This is a genomic window from Clostridium sp. D46t1_190503_E9 (genome assembly GCF_015555225.1).
GTDB lineage: Bacteria > Bacillota > Clostridia > Clostridiales > Clostridiaceae > Clostridium.
Genome location: NZ_JADNKB010000001.1, coordinates 223,470 through 248,243, shown reverse-complemented (window position 1 = coordinate 248,243; position 24,774 = coordinate 223,470). Strand labels below are relative to the sequence as shown.

Genomic DNA, 24,774 nt, shown 5'->3' with positions numbered 1-24,774 from the left:
AAATTTGAAAAAAAAGATTAAAAAATTTTCAAAATAAAGGAGGATTTTTTAATAACTTATAGAATATATATATTGCAAGAGTAAAAACTCTGCAATATATTGTAAACGATTTTTATCTAGGAGGTAAAGACAAAGTGGAAGTATTAAAAGTTTCAACAAAATCAAATCCAAATTCAGTGGCAGGTGCATTAGCTGCCATAATTAAAGAAAAAAATATAGTAGAAATCCAAGCAGTAGGAGCAGGTGCTATAAATCAAGCCGTAAAAGCAATTGCTATAGCAAGAGGCTTCGTTGCCCCTAGCGGAAAAGATATTGTTTGTGTTCCAGCATTCACTGATATTGAAATAGATGGTGAAGAGAGAACAGCAATAAAACTAATCGTTCAACCAAGATAGTAAGTTCTGGAATTTAATTTGGGGAGAGAATTTATTTTAGGGGAGATAAAGAAAAGGACTACATAATAGTAGTTCTTTTTCATATTAAGGAAAATAGGTGTCATAAGCCTTGAATTTTTTTTGATTTACATATATAATGTAATAGTTAAATAGATAACTATTTGAAATTTAATGTAAAGAGGTGTGTTTAATGGTATCTAAAGAGGTTGTAGTAAACAACGGAACTGGTTTACATGCTAGACCAGCAACTTTATTAGTGAAGAAAGCTTCATCTTTCAAATCAGATGTAAGCATAGAATTTAACGGAAAGAAAGCAAACGTTAAGAGTTTAATAGGAGTTCTTTCTTTAGGAGTAACTAAAGGAGCTGCTATAACTGTTTTAGCAAGTGGAGATGACGAAGCTTTAGCAGTAGAAGAAATTTCTAACTTAATAGCTAGCTTAGAAGACTAATAAAAAAAGTGCCAATAGGCACTTTTTTTATTTATAGTAAAGGTTAAAATCTTAAAATGATATTATATAAAGCTTTTAGTACTATTATACTAAAAATATATCCATTTTAACTTTTATTACTTTAGTTCTAAGTGAACATATATAATAGTTAGTTAATCTTTAAGAAATGTTAGAATAGGTAATAATATATATCCACTTTTTATTTAACTTAATATTTATGATAGTATGTAGTTAACTAAATAAATTTAGAGATTTACATTTAAATATTAAAACAATCAAGTCTATAGCTCCAGCAAATACTAAGATATAAACTATTCTTTGTAATAAAACTGACCCACCAACAAGGAAAGTAACTAGGTTTATACTTAATAAGCCTATAAAGCCCCAATTTATTGCTCCAATTAATACTAATATAAAAGATATTTTGTCAACGAGATTTATTTTACACATAATTTATCCTCCTTATGAATTAATACAGTATATATATATTAATAAATAACAAAAATATAACTGAATTAATAAATAATAAAAATATAGCTGAAAATTATTTTAAAAATACTGAAAAAATAATTATGTTATGTTATAATACGAATTATAAAGTAAAAAAATAAAAATTTATTCGGAGGTTATCTAAGGATGAAAGATTTATATGATTCACCATTAAATTCAAGATATGCATCAAAAGAAATGAGTTTTATATTCTCAGAAGATATGAAATTTTCAACATGGAGAAAATTATGGGTTGCATTAGCAGAAGGAGAAAAAGAATTAGGTTTAAATATAACTGAAGATCAAATAGATGAGCTAAAATCTAATATATATAATATTAATTATGATGAAGCAATAAAAAGAGAAAAAGAAGTTAGACATGATGTTATGAGTCATGTATATGCATATGGATTACAATGCCCTAGTGCAAAAGGAATAATACATTTAGGAGCGACTAGTTGTTATGTAGGTGATAATACAGACATAATTATTATGAGAGATGCTTTACTATTGATTAAGAAGAAGATAGTAACAGTATTAAATCATTTATCAAATTTTGCCATGAAATATAAAGATATGCCAACCCTTGGATTTACACATTTTCAGCCTGCTCAATTAACTACTGTAGGAAAAAGAGCAACTCTTTGGATGCAAGATTTAGTATTAGACATAGAGAATATAGATTTTTTACTATCAACATTAAAATTAAGAGGAGTAAAAGGAACTACAGGTACTCAAGCAAGTTTTATGACTTTATTCAATAACGATGAAGAGAAGGTTAAAGAATTAGATAATATAGTAGCAAAAAAAATGGGCTTTGATAAAAGCTATGGTGTTACTGGTCAAACATATCCTAGAAAATTAGACTCTATAGTATTAAATAGATTATCAGAAGTTGCTCAAAGTGCTTATAAATTTAGTAATGACTTAAGATTATTACAAAGTATGAAAGAAATTGAAGAACCATTTGAAAAAAATCAAATAGGATCATCTGCTATGGCTTATAAAAGAAATCCTATGAGAAGTGAAAGAATGGGATCCTTAGCAAGATATGTAATAGTTAATTCACTAAATCCAGCAATAACAGCTGCAACTCAATGGTTTGAAAGAACTTTAGATGATTCAGCAAATAAAAGAATTGCTGTAGCAGAAGCTTTCTTAGCTTTGGATGGTGTTTTAAATTTATATATAAACATTGCAGAAAATATGGTTGTATATGAAAAAGTAATAACAGCGCATGTAAATAATGAGTTGCCTTTTATGGCCACAGAAAATATAATGATGGAATCAGTTAAAAGAGGCGGAGATAGACAAGAGCTTCATGAAAGAATTAGAATTCATTCAATGGCAGCTGCACAAAGAGTAAAAGGTGAAGGTTTAGATAATGATTTAATTGAAAGAATTATAAAAGATAATAGTTTTATGTTAAGTGAAGAAGAAATAAAAAATATAATTAATCCAGTTAACTTTGTAGGTAGAGCACCAAGTCAAGTTATAGAATTTATAGAAAATTATATAAACCCAATTATAGAAGTTAATAAAGATGCCTTAGAAATAAAGAGTGAAATTTCTGTTTAGCATAATTATTTATGAAAGTAATAATATATTTATAAATATATTATTACTTTCATATTTTTTTATATATAAAAAAATTTTGAATAAAAATATTATTTAAGACAATAATTAATAGATAGAACTAGCAAAGGAGGAATATAAATGAAGGTTAATAAGGAAGAATACATGAGTGAATGTATAAGTTGTAGTGGAACAGGTAAAATAAAATGCGATTGTGGAACAGAAGAATTACCTAATTCTCGATGTATTACCTGTAATGGTGAGGGAAGTTTTATATGTCCTGTTTGTGATGGAGAAGGAAAATTTTAATTATAAGGAAATTACCAATAATTAGTTGCAATTTATTTAATTATAAAAATATTTTAAATACTATATTTTAAAGATAGGAGTAGCCTATCTTTTTTTTATAATTTATCATTATAAAATAACTAAAATATAATTATAAAAGATAAATATATTAGATCCATGCATCATAGACAATTGTAATATAAATAACACAAATTATAATATTATAATATTATATAATGTAGTAATATTATAAAAGAGGTTTTTATGGCTATATATTTAAAAAACTTAAAGAGAAATGAAGTGAATAAACATGGACAGAGAGAAGTTATAATGACTATAGTTGGTGATGTAAAAGGAAGTAGAGATACAGATATTATTTACTTAGTTGGCAATAAGAGAGGGCTTGGGAAAAATACGATTTACCATAATATGCAAATTATAATTTCTGACGGAGAAAGTGGAAAGATAACAACTATAGATTTAAGGGGAATAGAAGGATATAATCCTAGAATAGTATTAGAGCATTTTAAAAATATAAAAGATAATGAAATATTATTTACAATAGAAGACATAGGAAATAATGGATATATAACCGCTAATATGTATCATTTAGATGGAGATAAAGATATAAAGATTTTTGATACAAATTATTATAATCAACTTGATTCATATCAAGTTATATATCAAGATAACTATACTGTGGATGTAATAGATATAGATAAGGGAATGACCTATTCCATAGATATAAGTAGAAGAGATAAAGATTACTTAAATGGTTTATATAACAATAATGGTACTTTAAAGAAAAAAATAATAGGAAAAGTTTTAGCTTTATCTGGAATAAGTCCGATAGATTTACTAAGAAGGGGAGTATACGATCTTTTGGTTACACAAAAAATTATAGGAACTAATGAAAAAGATATTCTTGGGGTAATGAGCAATGTTTTAACTTTTGAAGGTATTACTTTTACTAGGGTAGATTCTTTTGTAGGAATACTAGGTGAAAAGACACCAAATTTGTTAGTTAGGGCAAAGGATGAATTAAATAAAGATTACTTAGATTTTTCAAAGGTTGAATTCATAGAATCAGAAGTAGTTAAAGATGAAGCTATAGAAAGGATAATCGAAAAAGAATTTTTATTAAATCCAGATGAGGATAAGGTAAATTACTTATATAATAAAGTAAAATTAAAAGATGATGATAGTTATCAAATTTTAGTTTATTTAGAAGGACCTAAATTTTGTACTGAAAGAGGTGCAACTTTAGTTATATTAGAGGAGAAAGATAATGAATATAATGTTTTATCAAAGATAAGTAATGCTACAAATCCAATTATAATATCTGAAAATAAAACAAATGGATATAGAGATTTAGTAGTAAAGTTACTAAATAGTAATGGAGATGATTTTAGGTTATTAAAGTTTAATGGTAATGCATATCCTTTAGATCCAATTAAGGAAGAAAGATTAAAGAGAGGAAGTAAAGTTAGAGGAATAGCAGCGATTTCTGATGATTTATTTTATACTAGAGGAATTGAATATAAGTAGAATAAAGAATCCCTATAGAGTATTAAAATTATTACTCTATAGGGTATAATTATAGTTAAGAAATATTAAATAATTTATTTTAAATTATTTAAAATCATAAGTTTTATTTTGTTAATTCAAATGTATTATCTAAGTTAACCTTAAATATATCTCCATCTTTCATTGAAATATGTCCAGAAGTATAAGGTTTTCCGTCTAAAGTTATGATTACTTGAGTTACATTAAAATAATCACCAAATGTATTGCAAATAGCAGTTAAAGTGCTAGATTCAGGACCAGAACCTAAGTTTTGAGCTTCAACAAAATTAGATGAAAAATCTAGTTTTATAATATCATTAGTACTATCAACTTCAGCCGAGTTTAAGGAAATATCACTATTTAAAGAAGCTGCAATTTCTTCACTTGGAGCTTTCTTTAATTCTTTAACTAAAGCAGTTGCTACAGCCTTATCTTTAATTTCAATAGTTTTACTTATGTAAACTATTTTATCAGTAACAACGTCATAATAATAAATATTTGCATTATCAGTTATTGTTTCATTAGAATTACTAATATCATTTTGAGTATTATCATTAATATTATCTTCTTCATCGATTAGAGTAGCTTCATTATTACTAATATTAGATGCTGTATTATTTTTGTTACTATTTGCTTCTGCTCCACAAGAAATCATTGAAAAAGGGATAGATAATGATATTAATATTGCTAAAATTCTTTTTTTCATTTATTAACCTCCTTAAAAATATATTTTTCAATTACAATTACCTAATTAAAATTAAAAGGATATTAATTATGTAATGCACTTCTTTAAATAAAATAGTAAAATTGAAATATATATTGTTTAATAATTTATATAATCATATTATAGCATAATTGAAAAGTTATTACAAATTTACATAAATTTACTTATATTAACTTCTAAAACATACTATTATTTGAAAAAAGTAATTAAATATCATATAATATAAAACATCGGTTTAAATCATCAATTGGAGTATGTTATTTAAGTATAATGGGCTTTATAATATTCCAAATAACATAATAGAAAAAGGAGAAAATAAGTAATGCAAAAAACATCTGAAGTAAGTAATGAGAGATATTTAGAAGTAATGAGTTTTATAGAAGAGGTTTGTAAAAAAAACTTAAATGAAGAATATTTGTTTCTTGCAGAGAGCTTATGTAAAGAAATATCTGAATTAAAAGAAGTTAATTTAAATAAAGGAAAAGCAAATTCATGGGCATGCGGAATTGTACATGCTTTGGGGTTAAAAAATGGATTATTCACAAATAAGACAGGCATAAATATTAAAGCAGGGGATTTATATAAATTATTTGAGGTAAGTAGTAGTACAGGTCTTTCAAAATCAAGAGAAGTAAGAGCGTTAATAGATTTAGAAGATGATAAATGGTTAATAACGTGTAATAAAGGCGATTCTTTAGATAATTCGAAAATTGCGGATAATGAGATAGATTTGGAAGAAGAACAAAAGGAAAAGATAGAGAAAGAAACATTAGATGAGGTTTGCGTTTCAAAAGTAGAAGCTGAGATTATAGAAGATGAGGATTTAAAAAAGGCTAATAAGATAGCTAATGAGGCATGGAATCAAAAAAATTATAAGAAAAAAGCTAAATTAGCTAAAGAAGCATTAAAAATAAGTGAAAAATGTGCGGAAGCTTATATAATATTATCTTATGACAATTCGTTAAGAATAAATGAACAAAAGGCCTTAGTATTAAAAGCATTAGAAGTTGCTCAAAATGCTATAGGTGAAGAAAATATAGATAAGTATATAGGGAAATTCTTAGATTCAGAAGTTACAAGACCATACTATAGCGCCAAATATAGACTTGGAAATTTATTATGGAGCATAAATGAAAAGTTAGAAGCAATAAAAGAGTTTAATGATTTAATAAATCTAGATCCGGAAGATAGATTATTAATAAGAGGGGTATTGCTTTCATGGTTAATTACAGAGAATTTAGATGATGAAGTTTTAAATGTATTAAATAAATATAAAAATGATTACTTACCATCTACAAAATTCTCAAAAGCCCTTTATTTATTTAAAGTAGGAAAATTAGAGGAAGCAGAAAGAGCTTTAAGAATTGCAAATGCTTCTAATCCATTTGTTATAGATTATATAATCAAGCAAAAAAGAATTCCTAAAAATCCACCTGAACTTAAAAGTTTAGGGACTGAAGAAGATGCAGTCTACTATATGAAAAATGCAGAAACTGCTTGGGATTCAGTAAATGGAGCAAGAAGCTGGGTAAAGGAATTAAAAAATATATTATAGAAATAGACTATTGTGTATTGCAACGATAAAGTTAGTTATTACACAATAGTTTTTTTTAACGAGAAAAAATCGACTAAAATAGATAAAAAATAACAAAATAATGAGATTGATATGTAAATATAAAAAATATATAATTTAGAAATAAATTATATGGATGGTGAAATATGGACATAACAATAATAATTAGTATTATATTTTCCTTTGCTTGTATTATATTAGGATTTATTTTAGAAGGAGGAGCATTAGGAGCTTTATATCAATTCACAGCATTATTAATAGTTGTTGGTGGAACAATAGGAGCAGTTGGGGTTGCTTTTCCAGGAAAAACTTTAAAAAGATTTCCTAAGGTTTTTAGCATTGCATTTAAGAAAAGAAATAGTAACCTTATAGAAAATGTAGAATTCTTCAAGGAAATTACAGTAAAAACAAGAAAAAATGGATTATTAAGTTTGGAAGCAGATTTAAATAATACAGAAACAGATACTTTTATAAAAAAAGGCCTGCAAATGATAGTAGATGGAGTTGATCCAGAGATCATGAAAGGATCATTAGAAACAAGACTAGAACAAATTTCAGAAAGGCATCATCAAGGAATTTCTATTTTTGAGGCGGCTGGTGGTTATGCACCAACAATGGGGATTATAGGAACAGTTATGGGGCTTGTTCAAGTTTTAGGTAATTTAGATGATCCAAGTACTTTAGGCCCTAAAATAGCTGTAGCTTTTATTGCAACTCTTTATGGTATAGGAACTGCTAATTTAATTTGGTTGCCTATAGCAAATAAACTAAAAATTTTAAATAGTGAAGAAATAATTGAAAAAGAGATGTGTATTGAGGCTTTATTATTGGTACAAGCTGGTGCTAGTCCAAGTTCTATAATAAGTAAATTAGAAGGATTTTTAACTGAAGAGGACTTAAAGAAGCTTGAATCAAGTGAGGGAAAATAGATGAAAAAGAGAGTAGAAAAACCAGAAAATCATGAAAGATGGTTGCTTACATATTCAGATCTTATAACTTTGCTTATGATATTTTTTGTTGTATTATATTCCGCTTCTAGTGTTAATGAATCAAAGTATAAGCAGTTAGCTACTTCTATGGGAGCTGTATTCACAGGTGGATCTTCAGTTTTAGGAAGTGCTGAAAATTCAGGTAGTTCAAGTGATGAGGCAGGAGAGTTAAAGCCATTGGTTCAAAGTGAAGAAGAAAAATTACAAGGTATAGAATCACAAGTAAATGATATAGTAAAAGACTTAGAGTTAGAAGAAAGTGTAACTACAAGTATAGAAGAAAGAGGACTTATTATAAGCTTTACCGATAGTATATTTTTTGATAGTGCAAAGGCGGATATAAAAGAGGAGTTGAAACCTAAACTTATTTCTGTATCAAATGTTTTAAACAAAATAGATAATTATGTAAGGGTAGAAGGTCATACTGACAATTTGCCTATAAGTACTACTGATTATCATTCAAATTGGCAACTTTCCTCTGTTAGAGCTTCTAATGTAGTTGAATTTTTAATTAGCTATGGATCGATATCTCCAAGCAGATTATCAGCTGTAGGGTATGGTGAGTATAGACCAATTGCAGATAATGCTACAGAAGAGGGACGAGCTAAAAATAGAAGAGTTGATATATTAATTTTAAATAACAAATTTGATAATATAGAAATGAATTAAAATATAGTTAAAGCACTGTAGTTAAAAATACAGTGCTTTAACTATACCATTTCATTTTTATATAAATTAATAATATTTATAAGAAGTTTATTATAACCTTCACAGTGAGACATAAAATTTGGCATATTATTTTCATTAATCAAGTATTCAATATTATTGTTATTAGAAGTGAAATATAAATCAAATAACTTTCTAAAATATATTGAATTACATCCATTATAAATATTATTTATAATATCATCATTTGGATAAAAAGATTTGTCTTTAAGTTTTTTATATATAAAATAATAAATTAAAGAAATAGAAGTCTTTTCTATTTGCCTATAATCATATTTTTTTATATCATCAAAATCAATAATTAAACTTTCAAAAAATTTGAAGGTTGATGAATGTATGGTTAATAGATCTTTATTTAAAAAACTTAAAAGAGAATTAGTGAAAAAAGAAATATTATTTAGAAAGTTCCAAAGATCATTTACATCAAATTTTTCTAAAGTTATCTCATCTGCAATTTCCATATGTGTGTCAGTAAGAATTCTTTTACTTTCATATGGAATTTCTCCGTTTCCGCAAATAGTAAAGCTCCTAATTAAGTCAAAAGCAATTCTAGAGTCTTCATTTGCTCCTATGGCATATTTACCATCGCTATTGAAAAAGTTAAGAGTAGTAATAGATAGATGAATAAGTGAAATTAATGCTAAGTATGAGTAGTTAACATTACTGACTCCGATACAAAACAATATTATAAATATTATAAAATCCAATACTGGACCAATCCAAAAAAATATTTTAAGCTTTTTTAAAAGAATGTTGTATTCTATTTTGGAAGATATTTTTATTGAGTTAAAATGTAATCTACTTGTCATATTGCCTTGTATTAAAGGCTTTAATTTAAATTTGAATTTACCGTCATATTTATAAATAGTAAAAGGAATTACATGATAAAAGGAACATTTAAATCCTAAAAATAAAGATACAATATAATGAGAAAGTTCATGCAAAAATATAATTATATATTCTATAATAAAAACTTTTAAAATTAAAATAAAATATTGCAAAATCATCATCCTTAAAAATTCATCTTAATTATTAGTATAGAATAATATAGTGAAAAAGTTCATATTTCAACAAAATAAATCAGCATCAAAAAAGCAAAAAGGAATATGTAATTGCTTTTTTGATGCTGTATAGAAAATCTATTCCCTGCTTATACTTACTTAAATAATTAATTGATTATTTAAATAAGGTATTGTAAGGCATTGAGATGATAGACATTCGTTAATATATTATATTTAAGTGTTTTGATAGATATCATTAATAATTTTTTTTATAATAACTATACAATAAAAATACTATTTCTGTTTGGAAGATTTATTTATAATATTAGCTTGTACCAATGGAGAAAAAATATTCTATAAATAATAATAAAATAATATTTTTATTATTGTTGTTTATAAATAAATCATTTTGCTATATATGATTACGGAAAATATTTTTGATAGATAATGAACAAATAATCTACTTTTTATATATAATATAAATTTATGTTATAATAAAGAGACATTAGGAGGTGACAATTACATGAATATACAAGTATTTGGAAGAAAGAAGTGCTTTGATACAAAGAAAGCAGAAAGATACTTTAAAGAGAGAAAAATAAACTTTCAATTTATAGATATAGACATTAAAGGGCTTAGTAAGGGAGAACTTAATTCTGTTAAAAGGAATATTTCAATAAATGAATTAATAAATCAATCTAGCAAGGAATATAAAAATCTAAATTTAGATAAAATTAGAAGCTGCGAAATGAAAGAAGAGATTTTATTAAAAAATCCTAAACTATTTAAATCCCCTATAGTTAGAAATGGAAACACTGCAACTCTTGGGTATAAAAAAGAAGTTTGGGATACATGGGAATAAATTAAAATATAAACCAAAGGTGAAACAAATGATTAAGATAAAAATACAAAAGGGTAAAAATGAAGAACCTATTTTTAAAATTAATTTAAAAGATGATGATATAATAAAATTTCCTTTTTTAAAGAGACCAATATTAGAGGGAAAAAAGATAAAAGGAAGGTATAATTATGAAATTCCATTAAGATATTTTGTACCAATAGTAAAAAATATAAAAAAAGACAATTTGGTAGTTGATAAAGTTAGCAAGTTAGAGTTCCTAGAGTTTTTTGATGATTTTGAAGAAAAATATTATGCTAGTTTAACAGCAACTCCTAAGTTTATGAAATTATGGAGATCAGAAAAATGCCCTAATATATTTAAAATTATAATAGATCCAGAAAGTCTTACTGTAACAAAAGAAGTAGCATTTAAGAAAATAAGTATAAAATTTGGAGAATTATAAAAAAGAATCAAAGCTAAAGCCTTGATTCTTTTTTTATAATTAATGAAGGAGATGAATTTATATGGATTAGCCATAAAGCTAATAGCTATTATAATAATATGAATATAAGAGTATAAATGTTACACATGAAATAATAATTTTATGATTTTTTACAATATAAGATTGTAGAATATATAAATTAGCTGCCTCCTTTTTGTACTTCTATACAATTAAATAAATATAGTATTAATTATATAATTAATATGAAAAGCAAAAGTTAAAGAAGTTTTGGAGGGGTATAGGTGGAAAAGATATATAGTTATGGAAGAGGTTCTTTTAAGACAATAGAAGAAGGAAATGAGTTATCTTGGATGATTGGAAATGGAATAGGTGGATATGCTAATTGTACAGTTTCTGGTGGAAGTGCTATGATGCATCATGGCTACCTAATAGCAGCGTTAAACCCACCACTGAATAGATATTTAATCTTTACAAGAACTCAAGAAGAAGTGAATATAAATGGTAGAACGTATGATTTAACTTCTCAACAATATATTAATATGTCCAAAAACGGACAAGAACACTTAGAAAGATTTAATTTTGATATAATTCCAGAATATATTTATAGAGTAGAAGATGTTAAGATTAAAAAAAGTATTTCAATGGAATATGGGTATAATACAACAGCTGTTTGTTATGAAATAGAAAATGGAAGTGAAGATTTAAATTTTAAAATAATTCCTTTGTTTAATTATAGATTACCAGGAGATTCAATAGAAAAAACTAATTTAAAATTTAGTAAAGAAGTTAAAAATAATAAAATTATTTTAATTCCAGAAGAAAATAAGGATGTAAGGATTACTTTTTATGCATCAGAAGGAGAATACTATGATAGAAGTTTAATACCTACTACAATGGCAACTCCTAATTATTTATTTGAAGAAAATCAATATTATATGATAGATAATAGAACAGGATTTTTAGGCATAGATAATCATTATACTCCGTACGAAATAAATATAAAAATAAAAGCTAAAGAAACAAAAAAGTTTTACATTATATGTACTTTAGAAGAAAATATAAGTAAAACTGGATTTGAGATAGAAAAAGAGTACAAGAAGAGAGCAGAAGATTTAGTAAAAAAAGCAGGCTATAATGATAATTTTGCTAATAATCTTGTTAAAGCTTCTGATCATTTTATAGTTAATAGAAATAGTACAGGCCTAAAGACTATATTAGCAGGTTATCCATGGTTTACTGATTGGGGAAGAGACACTATGATTGCTTTTGAAGGATTAGTTTTATGTACTAAGAGATTTGAAGATGCAAGAGAAATACTAGAGTCATTCTCCAAATACGTGAAGAATGGATTAATCCCTAATCTATTTCCAGATACTAATACAGAACCTTTGTATAATACAGTAGATGCATCACTTTGGTATTTTCAAGCTGTTTATAAATATTTGAAATATACAGGTACAGATGAAGATTACAGTTTTATAGAGAAAAAAATATATGATAAATTAGTAGAAATTTTTAAAGCATATTCAACTAAAACAGATTTTTCAATAGGTATGGATGATGATGGATTAATTTTTGCTGGTTCAGGTATAGATCAAGTAACTTGGATGGATGTAAGGGTTGGAGATTTTGTTGTAACTCCAAGACACGGTAAACCTGTAGAAATAAATGCTTTATGGTATAATGCATTATGTATAATGGAGGAACTTAGAATTAAATTTAATAAAAAAGATTTAAAATATAAAGAACTTTCTTTAAAAGTTAAGAACTCTTTTAACAAAAAATTTTGGAATGAAGATAAAAAATGTCTTTTTGATGTGGTAGATGAAAATGATGATAAGATTCGTCCGAATCAATTATGGGCAATTTCATTACCATTTTCAATATTAGATAGAGAAAAAGAAAAGAGTATAGTTGAAGTTGCATATAAGCATTTGTATTCGACTTATGGGTTAAGGTCTCTTTCATTTATGGATGAAGAGTTTAAAAATAAATATATAGGTGATCTGTTTAAAAGAGATTTAGCTTATCATATGGGAACAACTTGGGGATTTTTAATAGGACCATTTATTACAGCATATTGTAAAGTAAATGATTATGATGAAAAATCTATAAAAAAAGCAAAAGAAATGATATCTGTATTTGAAGATCATATGAAAGATGGATGTATAAATGGAATAGCAGAAATATTTGATGGAGAATTTTCATCTACAAGTAGAGGATGCTATTCACAAGCTTGGAGTGTTGGAGAAGTACTAAGAATATATTGTGATATTACTAAGAAATAATATTATAAATGGACATATATAAGTTTAATTGACTTCTTGTAAAGGAAGGAAAGAAATAAACTTAAATATGTCTATTTTTATTCTAAAAAATTATAAATACTACTAAAAATAAATAGAAAATATATTTATTAACAATTATTAAAAAAATAAATACCTCAATAGTATTTACAATAAGTTAAAAAATAGTACAAAAAAATTCACGAAATTATATAAATATGGTACAATATAATTATATTTTTATAAGTCTTTACGAAGGGTGAAAATAATAGTGAAAAAAATAATTAAATTATCAAATATACTATTTACTATAGCGATAGTTGTAAGTTTATATGGTTTTTATAAAATATATGAAGTAAGAAGGGATTTGCCTATAGGCACATGCCCTATTGAAGATAATAGACCTATTTTATATTTAGGAATTTTCCTTATGATATCGTCTATAATAGTATCTTATATAGAAGATAGACAGTCTAAGAAGCAAATTAATAATTAAATATTAATTATATGGTGAGGGAAAAGAAGTGAGACAGCGAATTAAAGGGAACTTAAAAAAGAAAAAATTAAATACTATTAATACTACATATAAAAGCCTTTTACATCTTTATAATATTGTAAAATTAAATTATGTTGTAGAGTTGAAATTAGGTGAAAATTATTTATACGAAAAAGGGGACAATCTTGCTGAAATATTAGAAGATTATTTTATTAATGAAGGTTATGATATCATAGTTGAGTGTTATACTGAAGGTAAGAATGCATATTTAATAATTGATTGTGAAGATGAAACAGAAAATATGTGGAATATGGTAAGTTTAATATATAGGTTATTAGTAAAATTTAATATAGAGCATGAGGTAATTTGGTAATATCATTATGATAATAATTATTAAATTGATATACTCGAATTGATAATTTTATATTAGTAAATACGCCATTATAAGAATTTATAATTATCATTTTAATATTTATATATAATATTAATAGTTTAGATATTATTTTATATAGTGAAAACAATGGAATAAAGTAAAATATTGTAATTTAAGAGCCTATTAAAGTTTGGCACACTTATTGCTTTAAGATTAAGTGCAACTTTAAAGGCTCTTTTAAGTTGCAAATAATTTAACATATAGCTATGTGAAAATAATATTAAAATTTAAACGATTACTTAAGGGGTTTAAAATAATAGAACTGTTATCAAAATGAGAAGATTTTTTCAATATGATAATAGATATATATTCTAGAATGATGTATTTAATTTGGATTTAAAATTTACATGAGGGGGAATATATCATATGTTAGAGATAGGTAAAAGAAATAAGAAGAGCACTTCAATCTTTGATGTAGAAGGAGTACCACCAATAAAGAAAGCCATACCATTATCTTTGCAACACTTACTTGCTATGATAGTAGGAAATGTAACACCAGCTATTATAGTAGCAGGGATTACAGGAATGAATTTAAGTGATAAGACTTTATTAGTTCAATGTTCATTGTTCATGGCTGGTATTGCAACTTTAATGCAATTATACCCTGTTTGGAAGCTAGGTTCAGGATTGCCAGTTGTTATGGGAATAAGCTTTGCTTATGTTCCAACTTTAACTGCTATAGGATCAGCTTATGGAATAGAAGCTATATTTGGAGCTCAATTAATAGGTGGTATAGCAGCCATATTAGTAGGCGCTTTTATAAAGCCTTTAAGAAAGTTATTTCCACCATTAGTTGCAGGAACTGTTGTATTTACAATCGGATTATCATTATATCCTACAGCTGTAAAATATATGGCTGGTGGAGCTTCGGCACAGGATTTTGGATCTCCTATAAATTGGACAATAGCTATAGTCACACTAGTTGTAGTTTTGTTTTGTAATCACTTTACAAAAGGCTATATTAAATTGGCTTCTATATTAGTCGGAATAATTGTAGGATATATCTTTTCTATAATAATTGGAAGAGTAGATTTTACAGCAATTACAAATGCAGGATGGATTCAAGTGCCAACACCAATGCATTTTGGAATGAAATTTATACCTTCTGCTATAATATCTATGGTAATAATTTATATAGTTAATTCTGTGCAAGCCGTTGGGGATTATTCAGCTACAACAGAAGGTGGATTAAGTAGAGAACCGAAAGATACAGAGTTATCAGGAGGAATAATGGCAAATGGAGTATCTAGTATAATTGGAGCATTCTTTGGGGGATTACCGACAGCTACTTATAGTCAAAATGTTGGAATTGTTGCAATGACTAAGGTTGTAAGTAAGTATATAATTATGCTAGCAGCTTTATTCATGCTGATTGCTGGTTTTATACCTAAGTTTGGAGCTTTAATAACTACAATACCGCAAAGTGTTTTAGGTGGAGCAACTATTATAGTGTTTGCAATGATAACTATGACAGGAATAAAAGTAATAATAAAAGATGAACTTTCAAGTAGAAATGTAAGTATTGTTGGACTTTCAGTTGCTCTTGGAATGGGAATAACACAGGTTCCTGGAGCATTAGATGCTTTTCCAAGTGCGGTAAATATGATATTTGGTAGCTCTCCAGTAGTAATTACAACAATTACTGTAATATTACTTAATTTAATATTGCCAAATCAAACAATTGAAGAAGAAGATAATGAAAGAAGTAAGATAGAGAACTAAAATTAAAGTTATTATTGTATTAGTAAATGTTTAAATATTTATATATAGTAATCAATATTGTAATTAATGAAAATTGTTACTAAAGATATATAAGAATAGGGTTATTATCAAAATGAGAAGTGATTTTTAAGTTGATAATTATCATATATTCTCGAGTGATGTATTGAGTTTAAATTAATAAGTTTACATGAGGGGGAATATATTATTATGTTAACATTAGGTAAAAAAGGGACTAGAAGTACTTCGATATTTGATTTGGACGGAGTACCTTCATTAAAGAAAACAATGCCATTATCACTACAACATTTATTAGCTATGATAGTAGGAAATGTAACGCCTGCGCTTATAGTTGCAGGGACCACAGGGCTTGGAGTTAGTGATACTACTCTTTTAGTGCAGGCATCATTTTTTTTAGCAGGAATTGCAACACTGATGCAATTATATCCTATGTGGAAAATTGGATCAGGATTACCAATGGTAATTGGTGTTAGTTTTACTTATGTACCAACTTTAACAGCAATAGGGATGGCTTATGGTATAGAAGCTATCTTTGGAGCTCAATTAGTTGGTGGTTTTGTAGCTATACTTTTTGGAGCTTTTTTAAAGCCAATGAGAAAGTTATTTCCACCATTGGTTGCAGGTACTGTTGTATTTTCAATAGGTTTATCTTTATATCCAACAGCAGTAAGATATATGGCTGGAGGCTCTAATGTAAGTGATTTCGGGTCGCCAATTAATTGGGGGATAGCTATACTTACATTAATTGTAGTGTTATTTTGCAATCATTTTACTAAGGGATATGCTAAGTTAGCATCTATTTTAATTGGAATAATTGTAGGATATGTTTTTTCAGTAGTATTAGGAAGAGTAGACTTTGCACCGATAATTGAAGCATCTTGGATACAAATGCCAACTCCAATGCATTTTGGAATTAAATTTGTACCCTCAGCGATAATTTCTATTAGTGTAATATATATAGTTAATTCTGTAGAAGCAGTAGGAGATCTTTCAGCGATAACAGAAGGGGGACTTGGTAGAGAAGCCAAAGATACTGAAATATCTGGAGGAATAATAGCAAGTGGAATAGCTAGTGTATTAGGAGTTTTTTTTGGAGGCCTTCCAACAGCTACTTATAGTCAAAACGTTGGCATAGTTGCTATGACAAAAGTTATTAGTAAGTTTGTAGTAGCAATAGCAGCTATATTTATGTTAATAGCTGGATTTATACCTAAGTTTGGAGCTTTAATAACAACAATTCCGCAAAGTGTTTTAGGTGGAGCAACTGTAATAGTATTTGCAATGATTACAATGACTGGTATTAAGATAATAATTAAAGATGAGTTATCAAGTAGAAATGTAAGTATAGTGGGTCTTTCTGTTGCTCTTGGGATGGGAGTAACACAAGTTCCAGGAGTTTTAGATGCATTTCCAAGTGGGGTAAGCATGGTTTTTGGAAGCTCACCAGTAGTAATAACTACTATAGTAGTTATACTATTAAATTTAATCTTACCAAGGCAAAGTATAGAAGAAGAAGAAAATGAAAGAAATGAAATAGAAGGATAGTTATAATAATAAGGCCTATGCATAAAAAATAGAATTTTTGTGCATAGCCTTTAATATATTTTAAGGTAATACATGGTTAAACTACTACAATTTAATAATCAGTAAGATAGTGGCATAAAAATTGCTATAAATATATAAGTAAACTACATGGTTATATAAAAAAGCTAAAAGAGGTGTTTGGATATGTCGTCTATATTGAAAGAAATTCAAGGTGCTGTAATGAAATATGTTAATATAGTTGAAAAAATATTAATGGTTGACGTAGAAGTAGTCGACGAAAATTTAATAAGAATTGCAGCAACAGGAGCTTATAGAAATAGAATAGATAATGATATATCAAAGCAAGGCTATGCATATAGGGAAGTTTTAAAGTCTGGAGAATTTAAAGCTATAACCGAGCCTGGAAAAGATATTATTTGTAGTAGTTGTATAAAAAGAGGAAAATGTGAAGAACTATTTGAAATGAGTACACCAATAAAGTTTCAAGGAAGAATCATTGGCGTTATAGGCTTAGTTTGTTTTAGTAAAGAGCAAAAAGATCAAATACTTGCAAGATTTGAAAATTATAAAGCTTTTATGGAGCAAATAGCTGAATTTATAAGTACAGCAGCCTATGAAAATCTTCAAAGAAAAAGAGAAGATGTAGTAGTAAAATCATTAAATTTGATTATAGATAAAATGGATCAAGGGGTAATGGTATTAAATAAAAATGATAAAGTAACACATATAAATTCAAAAGGGGTAGAATTAATTAAGCATGTTGATAATTTTTTTATATCCAAAGTATCTATTGAGCCTACTGGAGATATCTTATTTCAGATGGAGATATATAAAGTATCTATTGGAAATCAAGTCTTTCAGTTTATAGGTAATATTTTTCCTATGGAGATAAATGACAATCAATTCGATAAGATTTTCATATTTAGGGATTATAAAGGGTTTAGAGATGATATATCAGAATATACTAATATAAAAAATGTAATAAAAACGGAAAATATTTTAGGACAAACTAAGATAATGCAGGACTTGAAAAGAAAAGTAAAAAAAATAGCTTTATCAACTTCAACTGTATTAGTAACAGGGGAAAGCGGGACTGGCAAAGAAGTATTTGCAAGAGCTATACATAATGAAGGAAATAGAAAAGCAAAAGCATTTGTTGCAATAAATTGCGGAGCTATTCCAGACACTCTACTAGAAAGTGAATTATTTGGATACGTTAAAGGTGCATTTACTGGTGCAGATCCTATGGGCAAAATTGGAAAATTTGAACTTGCAAATAAGGGAACAATTTTTTTGGATGAAATTGGTGATATGCCTATTTATCTTCAGACAAAGCTATTAAGAGTGCTTCAAGAGAGAAAAATAACAAGAGTTGGTTCAAATAAAGAAATTGACATAGATGTACGGGTGATTGCAGCAACAAATAAAAATTTGAAGGAATTGATAAAAGAAAATAAATTTAGAGAGGACTTATATTATAGATTAAATGTAATACCTTTTGAAATTCCTCCATTAAGAGAAAGAATAGATGATATTGAGTTACTGATAAAGTTTTTTATTAATAAATACACAAATTTGTTAGATAAGAGTTTTGAGAATATAGTAATGACAGAAGAAGTAAAGAAGGCTTTTTATAGATATTCTTGGCCAGGCAATGTTAGAGAACTAGAAAATACAATAGAGTTTATAGTTAATATGATAGGTGTAGATGGAATAATAGATAAGGATGTAATTCCTAAGAATATTTTACTATGTGAAAAAATTGAAAGAATATCAGATAGAAGTGAAATTATTACTCTTAAAGAATTAGAGGAAATTGAAATAAAAAAAGCATTAGACATTTATGGTACAACAACAGAGGATAAGAAAATGATTGCCAAAAAATTAGGAATTGGTATAGCAACATTATATAGAAAAATTGATGAATATAAATTATTAAAATAGTAAGTAAGAATAAAAAGTTATTAAAAGATTTTTACTCTTATTATATAAACATAAAAAGTGATTATTGACAGTATATTACAAAAGTAATATTATATTAAATAATCTACTTCTGTAAACAGTTACAAATAGTATTTTTGGAGGTGTAAAATGACTTATAAAGTAATAGGAAGCAACGTAAACAGAATTGATGCAGTTGCTAAAGTTACAGGAAAGGCAAAGTATGTTGATGATTTTTTTGAAAGGGATATGCTTATTGGAAAGGTACTAAGAAGCCCTTATGCTCATGCAAGAATAAAAGATATAGATGTGAGTGAAGCAAAAAAAATAGATGGTGTAGAGGCTATAATAACTTATAAAGATTTGCCAAAAATAAAGTTTTCTACAGCAGGTCATCCTTGGTCCTTAGAGGCTAGCCATAGAGATATTGAAGATAGACTTATACTAACAGATAAGGCAAGATTTGTTGGAGATGCTGTGGCAGCAGTTGTAGCAAAAGATGAAGTCATTGCAGAGAGAGCATTAAAACTTATTAAGGTTGAATATGAAGTTTTGCCTCATATTATAAATCCTGAAGATGCAATAAAAGAAGGTGCACCAGTTATACATGAAGAAAGGCCTGATAATATTTTAAGTCAAATGGGCTCAGAATCAGGAAATGTAGATGAAGATTTTAAAAATGCAGATAGTATTTTTGAAGGTGTTTATGAAACGAGCATAGTACAACATTGCCAAATGGAGAACCATAGTGCATATGCATATCGAGATGGTGAAGGAAGAATTATAGTTGTTTCATCTACACAAATACCCCATATAGTAAGAAGAGTTGTAGGACAGGCATTTGGTATCCCTTGGGGAAAGATAAGAGTAATAAAGCCGTATGTTGGAGGAGGTTTTGGAAATAAACAAGATGTAGTTTTGGAACCTCTAACAGTAGCAATGAGTTTAGCAGTAAATGGGAAACCAGTTAGATATGCATTAAATAGAGAAGAAAGTTTTATAGATAGTAGAACAAGACATGCTATGAAATTTAAATTTAAAACTGCAGTTTCAAAAGAAGGTAAGCTACTTGGAACATCTATAGATAATTTGGTGAATAATGGAGCATATGCGTCTCATGGACATTCAGTAACTATGAGTTCTGGGGGAAAATTCAGACCATTATATAATTTTAATTCGATTAAATATAGTCCAAAGACAGTTTATACAAATTTACCAGTTGCTGGTGCAATGAGAGGATATGGAGCACCACAAATGTTTTTTGCTCTTGAAAGTCATGTTGAAGATATAGCAAGAAAACTTAATATAGATCCAATAGAATTTAGATTGAATAATTTAATAACTGAAGGGTATGTAGAACCAGTTAGTAAAAATATTGCTAGAGCTTTTGCACTTCCTGAATGTATTCAAAAAGGAAAAGAATTAATTAAATGGGATGAAAAGAAGGAACTTTATAAGAATCAAACTGGGGACAAAAGAAGGGGGCTAGGAATGGCATGCTTTAGCTATTTTAGCGGAACACATCCAGTTTCATTAGAAGCTGCAGGAGCAAGAATAGTTATGAATCAAGATGGTTCAGTTCAATTACAAATTGGGGCTACAGAAATAGGACAAGGTAGTGATACAGTATTTGGTCAAATGGTAGCAGAAGTGCTAGGACTTCCTTTAGATATGGTGCATGTTATAAGTAATCAAGATACTGATATAACGCCTTTTGATACAGGATCTTATGCATCAAGACAAACATTTGTATCAGGTGCAGCTGTTAAGAAAGCTGCATTAGAGGTTAAAGACAAAGTATTACAATTTGCAAGTGATAAATGTGGGTTAGATAAAGAAGCATTAGATATGGAAAATTGCAATATTATTGAGAAAGAATTAGGTAGAGTTATTTGTTCATTAGAAGAAATAGCTATGGAATCATTCTATGACAGGATAAAATCTGCACCTATAACAAGTGATACATCTGTAAATGTTAGAAGTAATGCAATAGCATATGGTACAACTTTTACAGAAGTGGAAGTAGATATGAAAACTGGACAAATAGAAGTATTAGAAATTTATAATGTACATGATTCAGGAATAATAATGAATCATAAATTGGCAGAAGGACAAGTACACGGTGGAGTTAGTATGTCATTAGGATATGCACTTTCAGAACAAATGTTATTTGATGAAAGAACAGGAAAAGCATTAAATAATAATTTACTTGATTATAAATTACAGACAATAATGGATACGCCTAATATAGGTTCTGCATTTGTAGAGAAGTTTGAACCAGCAGCTGGATTTGGTCAAAAGTCTCTTGGTGAAAATACAACAATATCACCAGCACCAGCAATACGTAATGCTGTATTAGATGCAACAGGAGTTGCCTTTAATAAAATTCCAATGAATCCTCAGTCAGTTTTTGAGAAATTTAAAGAACTTGGACTAATATAAGGAGGAAGAAGAAATGTTTGATATAAGTAATATTTACGAACCTAAAACTATAGAAGAAGCTTTAGATATTTTAGACAATAAAGAAAATATAAAAATTATAGCTGGTGGAACGGATGTATTAATAAAATTGCATCACGGAGATATGCTTGGAATTGAACTTTTAAGTATAAGAAATATAAAAGAGCTAAAAGTAATAAAATTCAATGATAACGAAGATATAGAAATAGGTGCTATGGCTTCTTTTACAGATATATGTAGAAATGAAATAATAAATGAAAATATATATGTATTATCAGAGGCGGCAGTATCAATGGGTGGACCACAAGTTAGAAATATGGCTACCATAGGTGGAAATGTATGTAATGGTGCAGTTTCAGCAGACAGCGCAACAACATTATTTGCATTAAATGCACAGCTTTTACTAAGAAGAAAAAATGAAGAAAGAATAGTACCAATAAGAGAATTTTATTTAGGACCAGGTAAAGTAAATATCCTTCGAGATGAAATATTAGTAAAGATTATAATAAAAAAAGAAGACTATAAAGGATATAAAGGTAACTATATAAAATTTAGTAATCGAAAAGCTATGGATATTGCAATGCTTGGAGTATCTGTAGTTGGAGCTATTGAAAATAATAAATTTAAGGATTTAAGAATATCATTAGGGGTAGCAGCACCAACTCCAATAAGATGCTCAAAGGGAGAAGAATTTGCAAAAGGTATAGAAGTAAATATGAAAAATATAATAGAAATATCAGAAAAAGCATTACTAGATGCAAAACCAAGAAATTCATGGAGAGGTTCAAAAGATTTCAGAGAACATTTGATAAAAGAATTAACTAAGAGAGGAATTTTAGAGGTAATTAAAAGGACTGGAGGTGTAGTTAATGAGTAATGACTTTATGAAAAAAATAACTCTTACAATTAATGAAAAAAAGCATAGTATAGAAGTGGATATAAGAGAAACTTTATTAGATGTATTAAGAGAGAGGTTACATTATACAGGAGTTAAGAGAGGGTGTTCTGTTGGAGAATGCGGAGCTTGTACAGTATTAGTTGACGGTGTTCCAATAGATTCATGTATATATATGGCTGTATGGGCAGATGGAAAAGAAATTTTAACAGTAGAGGGAGTAGAAAAAAATGGAGAACTTTCGAAGGTGCAAAAAGCATATATAGAAGAGGGCGCTGTTCAATGTGGTTTTTGTACTCCTGGATTAGTTCTTACAACTACTTCACTTGTAAATAGTGGTAAAAAGTTTACTGATGAAGAAATCAAGAGAGAAATTTCAGGACATTTATGTCGTTGTACAGGATATCAAAAAATATTTAATGCAACAAAAAAATCTTTAGAAGAATAAAGAAAATATAAGCTAATTAAAGCTAGTTAATTTATAAAGTTTGGAGGGATTATTGTGAAAAATACCTTATTTATAAAAAATATAAAAGCTTTAGTAACATGTGACGAGAAAGATAATTTATTTGAAAATGTAAATTTATATATTGAAGATGGAGTTATAAAATATATAGGAAAAGATGTATATGAGGCAAATGAGGTAATTGATGCAAAGGATATGTATGTGTATCCAGGACTTATAAATAGCCATCATCATCTTTTTCAAACCTTTACTAGAAATTTACCTCAAGTTCAAAACATGGAACTTTTTGATTGGTTAACTACATTATATGAAATTTGGAAAGGTGTAGTTTCTGAATCAGTAAGATATAGTGCTTTAGTTGGCATGGGAGAATTAATGAAGTATGGATGTACAACTTGCTTTGATCATCATTATCTTTTTCCTGAAAAAGCTGAAGAAACGCTTATTGATGAACAATTTAAATCAGCTAAAGATTTGGGAATTAGATTCCATGCATCAAGAGGAAGTATGGATTTAAGCAAGAAAGATGGAGGATTACCACCAGATTCTGTTGTTCAAAAAATGGATAAGATTTTATATGATTCTGAAAGAATAATAAAAAAATACCATGATGCAAATGAATTTTCGATGAGACAAGTTGCTTTAGCACCATGTGCCCCATTTAATGTTACAGCTGAACTTATGAAAGAAAGTGCAGCTTTAGCTAGAAAATATAATGTAAGACTTCATACACATTTAGCAGAGACAAAAGATGAAGAAAAATATACTATTGAAAGATTCAATATGAGACCTCTTGAATATATGGAAACTCTTAATTGGATTGGTAATGATGTATGGTATGCACATGGAATTCACTTTAATACTGATGAACTTAAAGTTTTAGCAAAGACTCAAACTGGAGTGGCACATTGCCCGATTTCTAATATGAAATTATCATCAGGAATAGCAAGGATTCCAGAAATGGTAAATTTAGGCGTTCCTGTAGGATTAGCTGTTGATGGAAGTGCAAGTAATGATGGTTCAAACCTTTTAGAAGAACTTAGAATTTGTTACTTACTTCATAGATTAAATTGGAGTAATAAAGCACCAACAGGGTATGATATATTAAAACTAGTTACAAAAGGAAGTGCTAGAGTTCTTGGTAGGAAAGATATAGGAGAACTTGCAGTTGGAAAAGCTGCTGATTTATTCATGATAAATTCTAATAGAATAGAATTTATAGGTGCAGAATATGATCCAAAATCAATACTAGGTACAGTAGGATGTAAATCACCTGTAGATTATACTATAATAGCTGGGAAAATAGTTGTAAAAGATGGTAAGCTTACTACAATAGATGAAGAAAAAACTGTTTTTGAAGCTAGAAAAGCAGTAGAAAATTTATTTGCAAAAATATAATAAATATATAAAGTTTTTTAATAAACTGAATTAA

General features: G+C 27.6%; 23 protein-coding genes. 20 read left to right on the top strand and 3 right to left on the bottom strand.

The genetic code is table 11. The features are described 5' to 3' along the window. The first annotated feature begins 134 nt into the window (after window positions 1–134). Both I2E83_RS01065 and I2E83_RS01060 read left to right on the top strand, forming a co-directional pair. On the top strand, window positions 135–395 hold the full coding sequence (locus I2E83_RS01065) for a stage V sporulation protein S (RefSeq protein WP_016206312.1): 261 nt from the start codon (window positions 135–137) through the stop codon (window positions 393–395). Window positions 396–585: 190 nt separating this feature from the next. Beyond that, on the top strand, window positions 586–846 hold the full coding sequence (locus I2E83_RS01060) for an HPr family phosphocarrier protein (protein ID WP_008678438.1): 261 nt from the start codon (window positions 586–588) through the stop codon (window positions 844–846). 231 nt (window positions 847–1,077) lie between these two features. On the opposite strand, the gene I2E83_RS01055 is transcribed toward I2E83_RS01060, so the two are convergent. Further along, window positions 1,078–1,296: a DUF378 domain-containing protein gene (locus I2E83_RS01055; protein WP_195263587.1), complete on the bottom strand. Its 219-nt coding sequence runs from the start codon at window positions 1,294–1,296 to the stop codon at window positions 1,078–1,080. A gap of 186 nt (window positions 1,297–1,482) precedes the next feature. Here I2E83_RS01055 and purB point away from each other — a divergent pair, with 186 nt between their 5' ends. From purB to I2E83_RS01040, 3 genes are all read left to right on the top strand, one after another. Then, window positions 1,483–2,913 (top strand): adenylosuccinate lyase, encoded by a 1,431-nt coding sequence (gene purB / locus I2E83_RS01050; protein WP_195428269.1) that lies wholly within the window; start codon window positions 1,483–1,485, stop codon window positions 2,911–2,913. 138 nt (window positions 2,914–3,051) lie between these two features. Further along, on the top strand, window positions 3,052–3,219 hold the full coding sequence (locus I2E83_RS01045; protein ID WP_195263585.1) for a hypothetical protein: 168 nt from the start codon (window positions 3,052–3,054) through the stop codon (window positions 3,217–3,219). A gap of 243 nt (window positions 3,220–3,462) precedes the next feature. Beyond that, the gene (locus I2E83_RS01040) at window positions 3,463–4,746 is read left to right on the top strand and encodes a hypothetical protein (RefSeq protein WP_195428267.1); all 1,284 of its coding nucleotides are present in this window, start codon (window positions 3,463–3,465) and stop codon (window positions 4,744–4,746) included. A gap of 103 nt (window positions 4,747–4,849) precedes the next feature. On the opposite strand, the gene I2E83_RS01035 is transcribed toward I2E83_RS01040, so the two are convergent. Beyond that, window positions 4,850–5,470: a GerMN domain-containing protein gene (locus tag I2E83_RS01035; protein WP_195428265.1), complete on the bottom strand. Its 621-nt coding sequence runs from the start codon at window positions 5,468–5,470 to the stop codon at window positions 4,850–4,852. 340 nt (window positions 5,471–5,810) lie between these two features. On the opposite strand from I2E83_RS01035, the gene I2E83_RS01030 reads away from it, so the two are divergent. The 3 genes from I2E83_RS01030 to I2E83_RS01020 all read left to right on the top strand — a co-directional run bounded on the left by I2E83_RS01030 (window position 5,811) and on the right by I2E83_RS01020 (window position 8,719). Then, on the top strand, window positions 5,811–7,043 hold the full coding sequence (locus tag I2E83_RS01030) for a DUF6398 domain-containing protein (RefSeq protein WP_195428263.1): 1,233 nt from the start codon (window positions 5,811–5,813) through the stop codon (window positions 7,041–7,043). 164 nt (window positions 7,044–7,207) lie between these two features. After that, window positions 7,208–7,990, top strand: coding sequence for a flagellar motor protein (locus tag I2E83_RS01025; RefSeq protein ID WP_195263581.1), 783 nt, complete (start codon window positions 7,208–7,210; stop codon window positions 7,988–7,990). Further along, window positions 7,991–8,719, top strand: a complete 729-nt coding sequence (locus I2E83_RS01020; RefSeq protein WP_195263580.1) for a flagellar motor protein MotB — start codon at window positions 7,991–7,993, stop codon at window positions 8,717–8,719. Between the two features lie 41 nt (window positions 8,720–8,760). Here I2E83_RS01020 and I2E83_RS01015 read toward each other — a convergent pair whose 3' ends face one another. Continuing rightward, the gene (locus I2E83_RS01015) at window positions 8,761–9,585 is read right to left on the bottom strand and encodes a hypothetical protein (protein ID WP_195428261.1); all 825 of its coding nucleotides are present in this window, start codon (window positions 9,583–9,585) and stop codon (window positions 8,761–8,763) included. A 715-nt stretch (window positions 9,586–10,300) separates the two neighbouring features. Here I2E83_RS01015 and I2E83_RS01010 point away from each other — a divergent pair. The 12 genes from I2E83_RS01010 (at window position 10,301) to I2E83_RS00955 (ending at window position 24,740) form a co-directional block, all read left to right on the top strand. Continuing rightward, window positions 10,301–10,639 (top strand): arsenate reductase family protein, encoded by a 339-nt coding sequence (locus I2E83_RS01010; protein WP_195263578.1) that lies wholly within the window; start codon window positions 10,301–10,303, stop codon window positions 10,637–10,639. 28 nt (window positions 10,640–10,667) lie between these two features. Beyond that, the gene (locus I2E83_RS01005; protein WP_195263577.1) at window positions 10,668–11,081 is read left to right on the top strand and encodes a hypothetical protein; all 414 of its coding nucleotides are present in this window, start codon (window positions 10,668–10,670) and stop codon (window positions 11,079–11,081) included. 281 nt (window positions 11,082–11,362) lie between these two features. Continuing rightward, window positions 11,363–13,369 carry a glycogen debranching enzyme family protein gene (locus I2E83_RS01000; protein ID WP_195263576.1) on the top strand — a complete coding sequence of 669 codons (2,007 nt, stop codon included), beginning with the start codon at window positions 11,363–11,365 and terminating at the stop codon, window positions 13,367–13,369. Window positions 13,370–13,637: 268 nt separating this feature from the next. Continuing rightward, window positions 13,638–13,862 carry a hypothetical protein gene (locus tag I2E83_RS00995; protein WP_195263575.1) on the top strand — a complete coding sequence of 75 codons (225 nt, stop codon included), beginning with the start codon at window positions 13,638–13,640 and terminating at the stop codon, window positions 13,860–13,862. Window positions 13,863–13,890: 28 nt separating this feature from the next. Further along, window positions 13,891–14,235, top strand: a complete 345-nt coding sequence (locus I2E83_RS00990) for a hypothetical protein (RefSeq protein ID WP_195263574.1) — start codon at window positions 13,891–13,893, stop codon at window positions 14,233–14,235. A 426-nt stretch (window positions 14,236–14,661) separates the two neighbouring features. Then, entirely contained in the window at window positions 14,662–16,017 is a 1,356-nt protein-coding gene (locus I2E83_RS00985; RefSeq protein ID WP_195428260.1) for a nucleobase:cation symporter-2 family protein, read from the top strand. Window positions 16,018–16,224: 207 nt separating this feature from the next. Continuing rightward, on the top strand, window positions 16,225–17,580 hold the full coding sequence (locus I2E83_RS00980) for a nucleobase:cation symporter-2 family protein (RefSeq protein ID WP_195263572.1): 1,356 nt from the start codon (window positions 16,225–16,227) through the stop codon (window positions 17,578–17,580). A 183-nt stretch (window positions 17,581–17,763) separates the two neighbouring features. After that, a complete protein-coding gene (locus tag I2E83_RS00975; RefSeq protein ID WP_195428258.1) occupies window positions 17,764–19,524 on the top strand; it encodes a sigma 54-interacting transcriptional regulator in 1,761 nt (586 codons plus the stop codon). A gap of 147 nt (window positions 19,525–19,671) precedes the next feature. Beyond that, window positions 19,672–21,963 (top strand): xanthine dehydrogenase molybdenum-binding subunit XdhA, encoded by a 2,292-nt coding sequence (gene xdhA, locus I2E83_RS00970; RefSeq protein WP_195428256.1) that lies wholly within the window; start codon window positions 19,672–19,674, stop codon window positions 21,961–21,963. 13 nt (window positions 21,964–21,976) lie between these two features. Continuing rightward, window positions 21,977–22,858: a xanthine dehydrogenase FAD-binding subunit XdhB gene (gene xdhB, locus I2E83_RS00965; RefSeq protein ID WP_195428255.1), complete on the top strand. Its 882-nt coding sequence runs from the start codon at window positions 21,977–21,979 to the stop codon at window positions 22,856–22,858. Then, window positions 22,851–23,324, top strand: coding sequence for a xanthine dehydrogenase subunit XdhC (xdhC, locus tag I2E83_RS00960; RefSeq protein ID WP_195428254.1), 474 nt, complete (start codon window positions 22,851–22,853; stop codon window positions 23,322–23,324). Before xdhB ends, xdhC begins: the two co-directional genes overlap by 8 nt. Window positions 23,325–23,378: 54 nt before the next feature. Continuing rightward, window positions 23,379–24,740, top strand: coding sequence for an 8-oxoguanine deaminase (locus tag I2E83_RS00955; RefSeq protein ID WP_195428253.1), 1,362 nt, complete (start codon window positions 23,379–23,381; stop codon window positions 24,738–24,740). Window positions 24,741–24,774 lie beyond the last annotated feature (34 nt).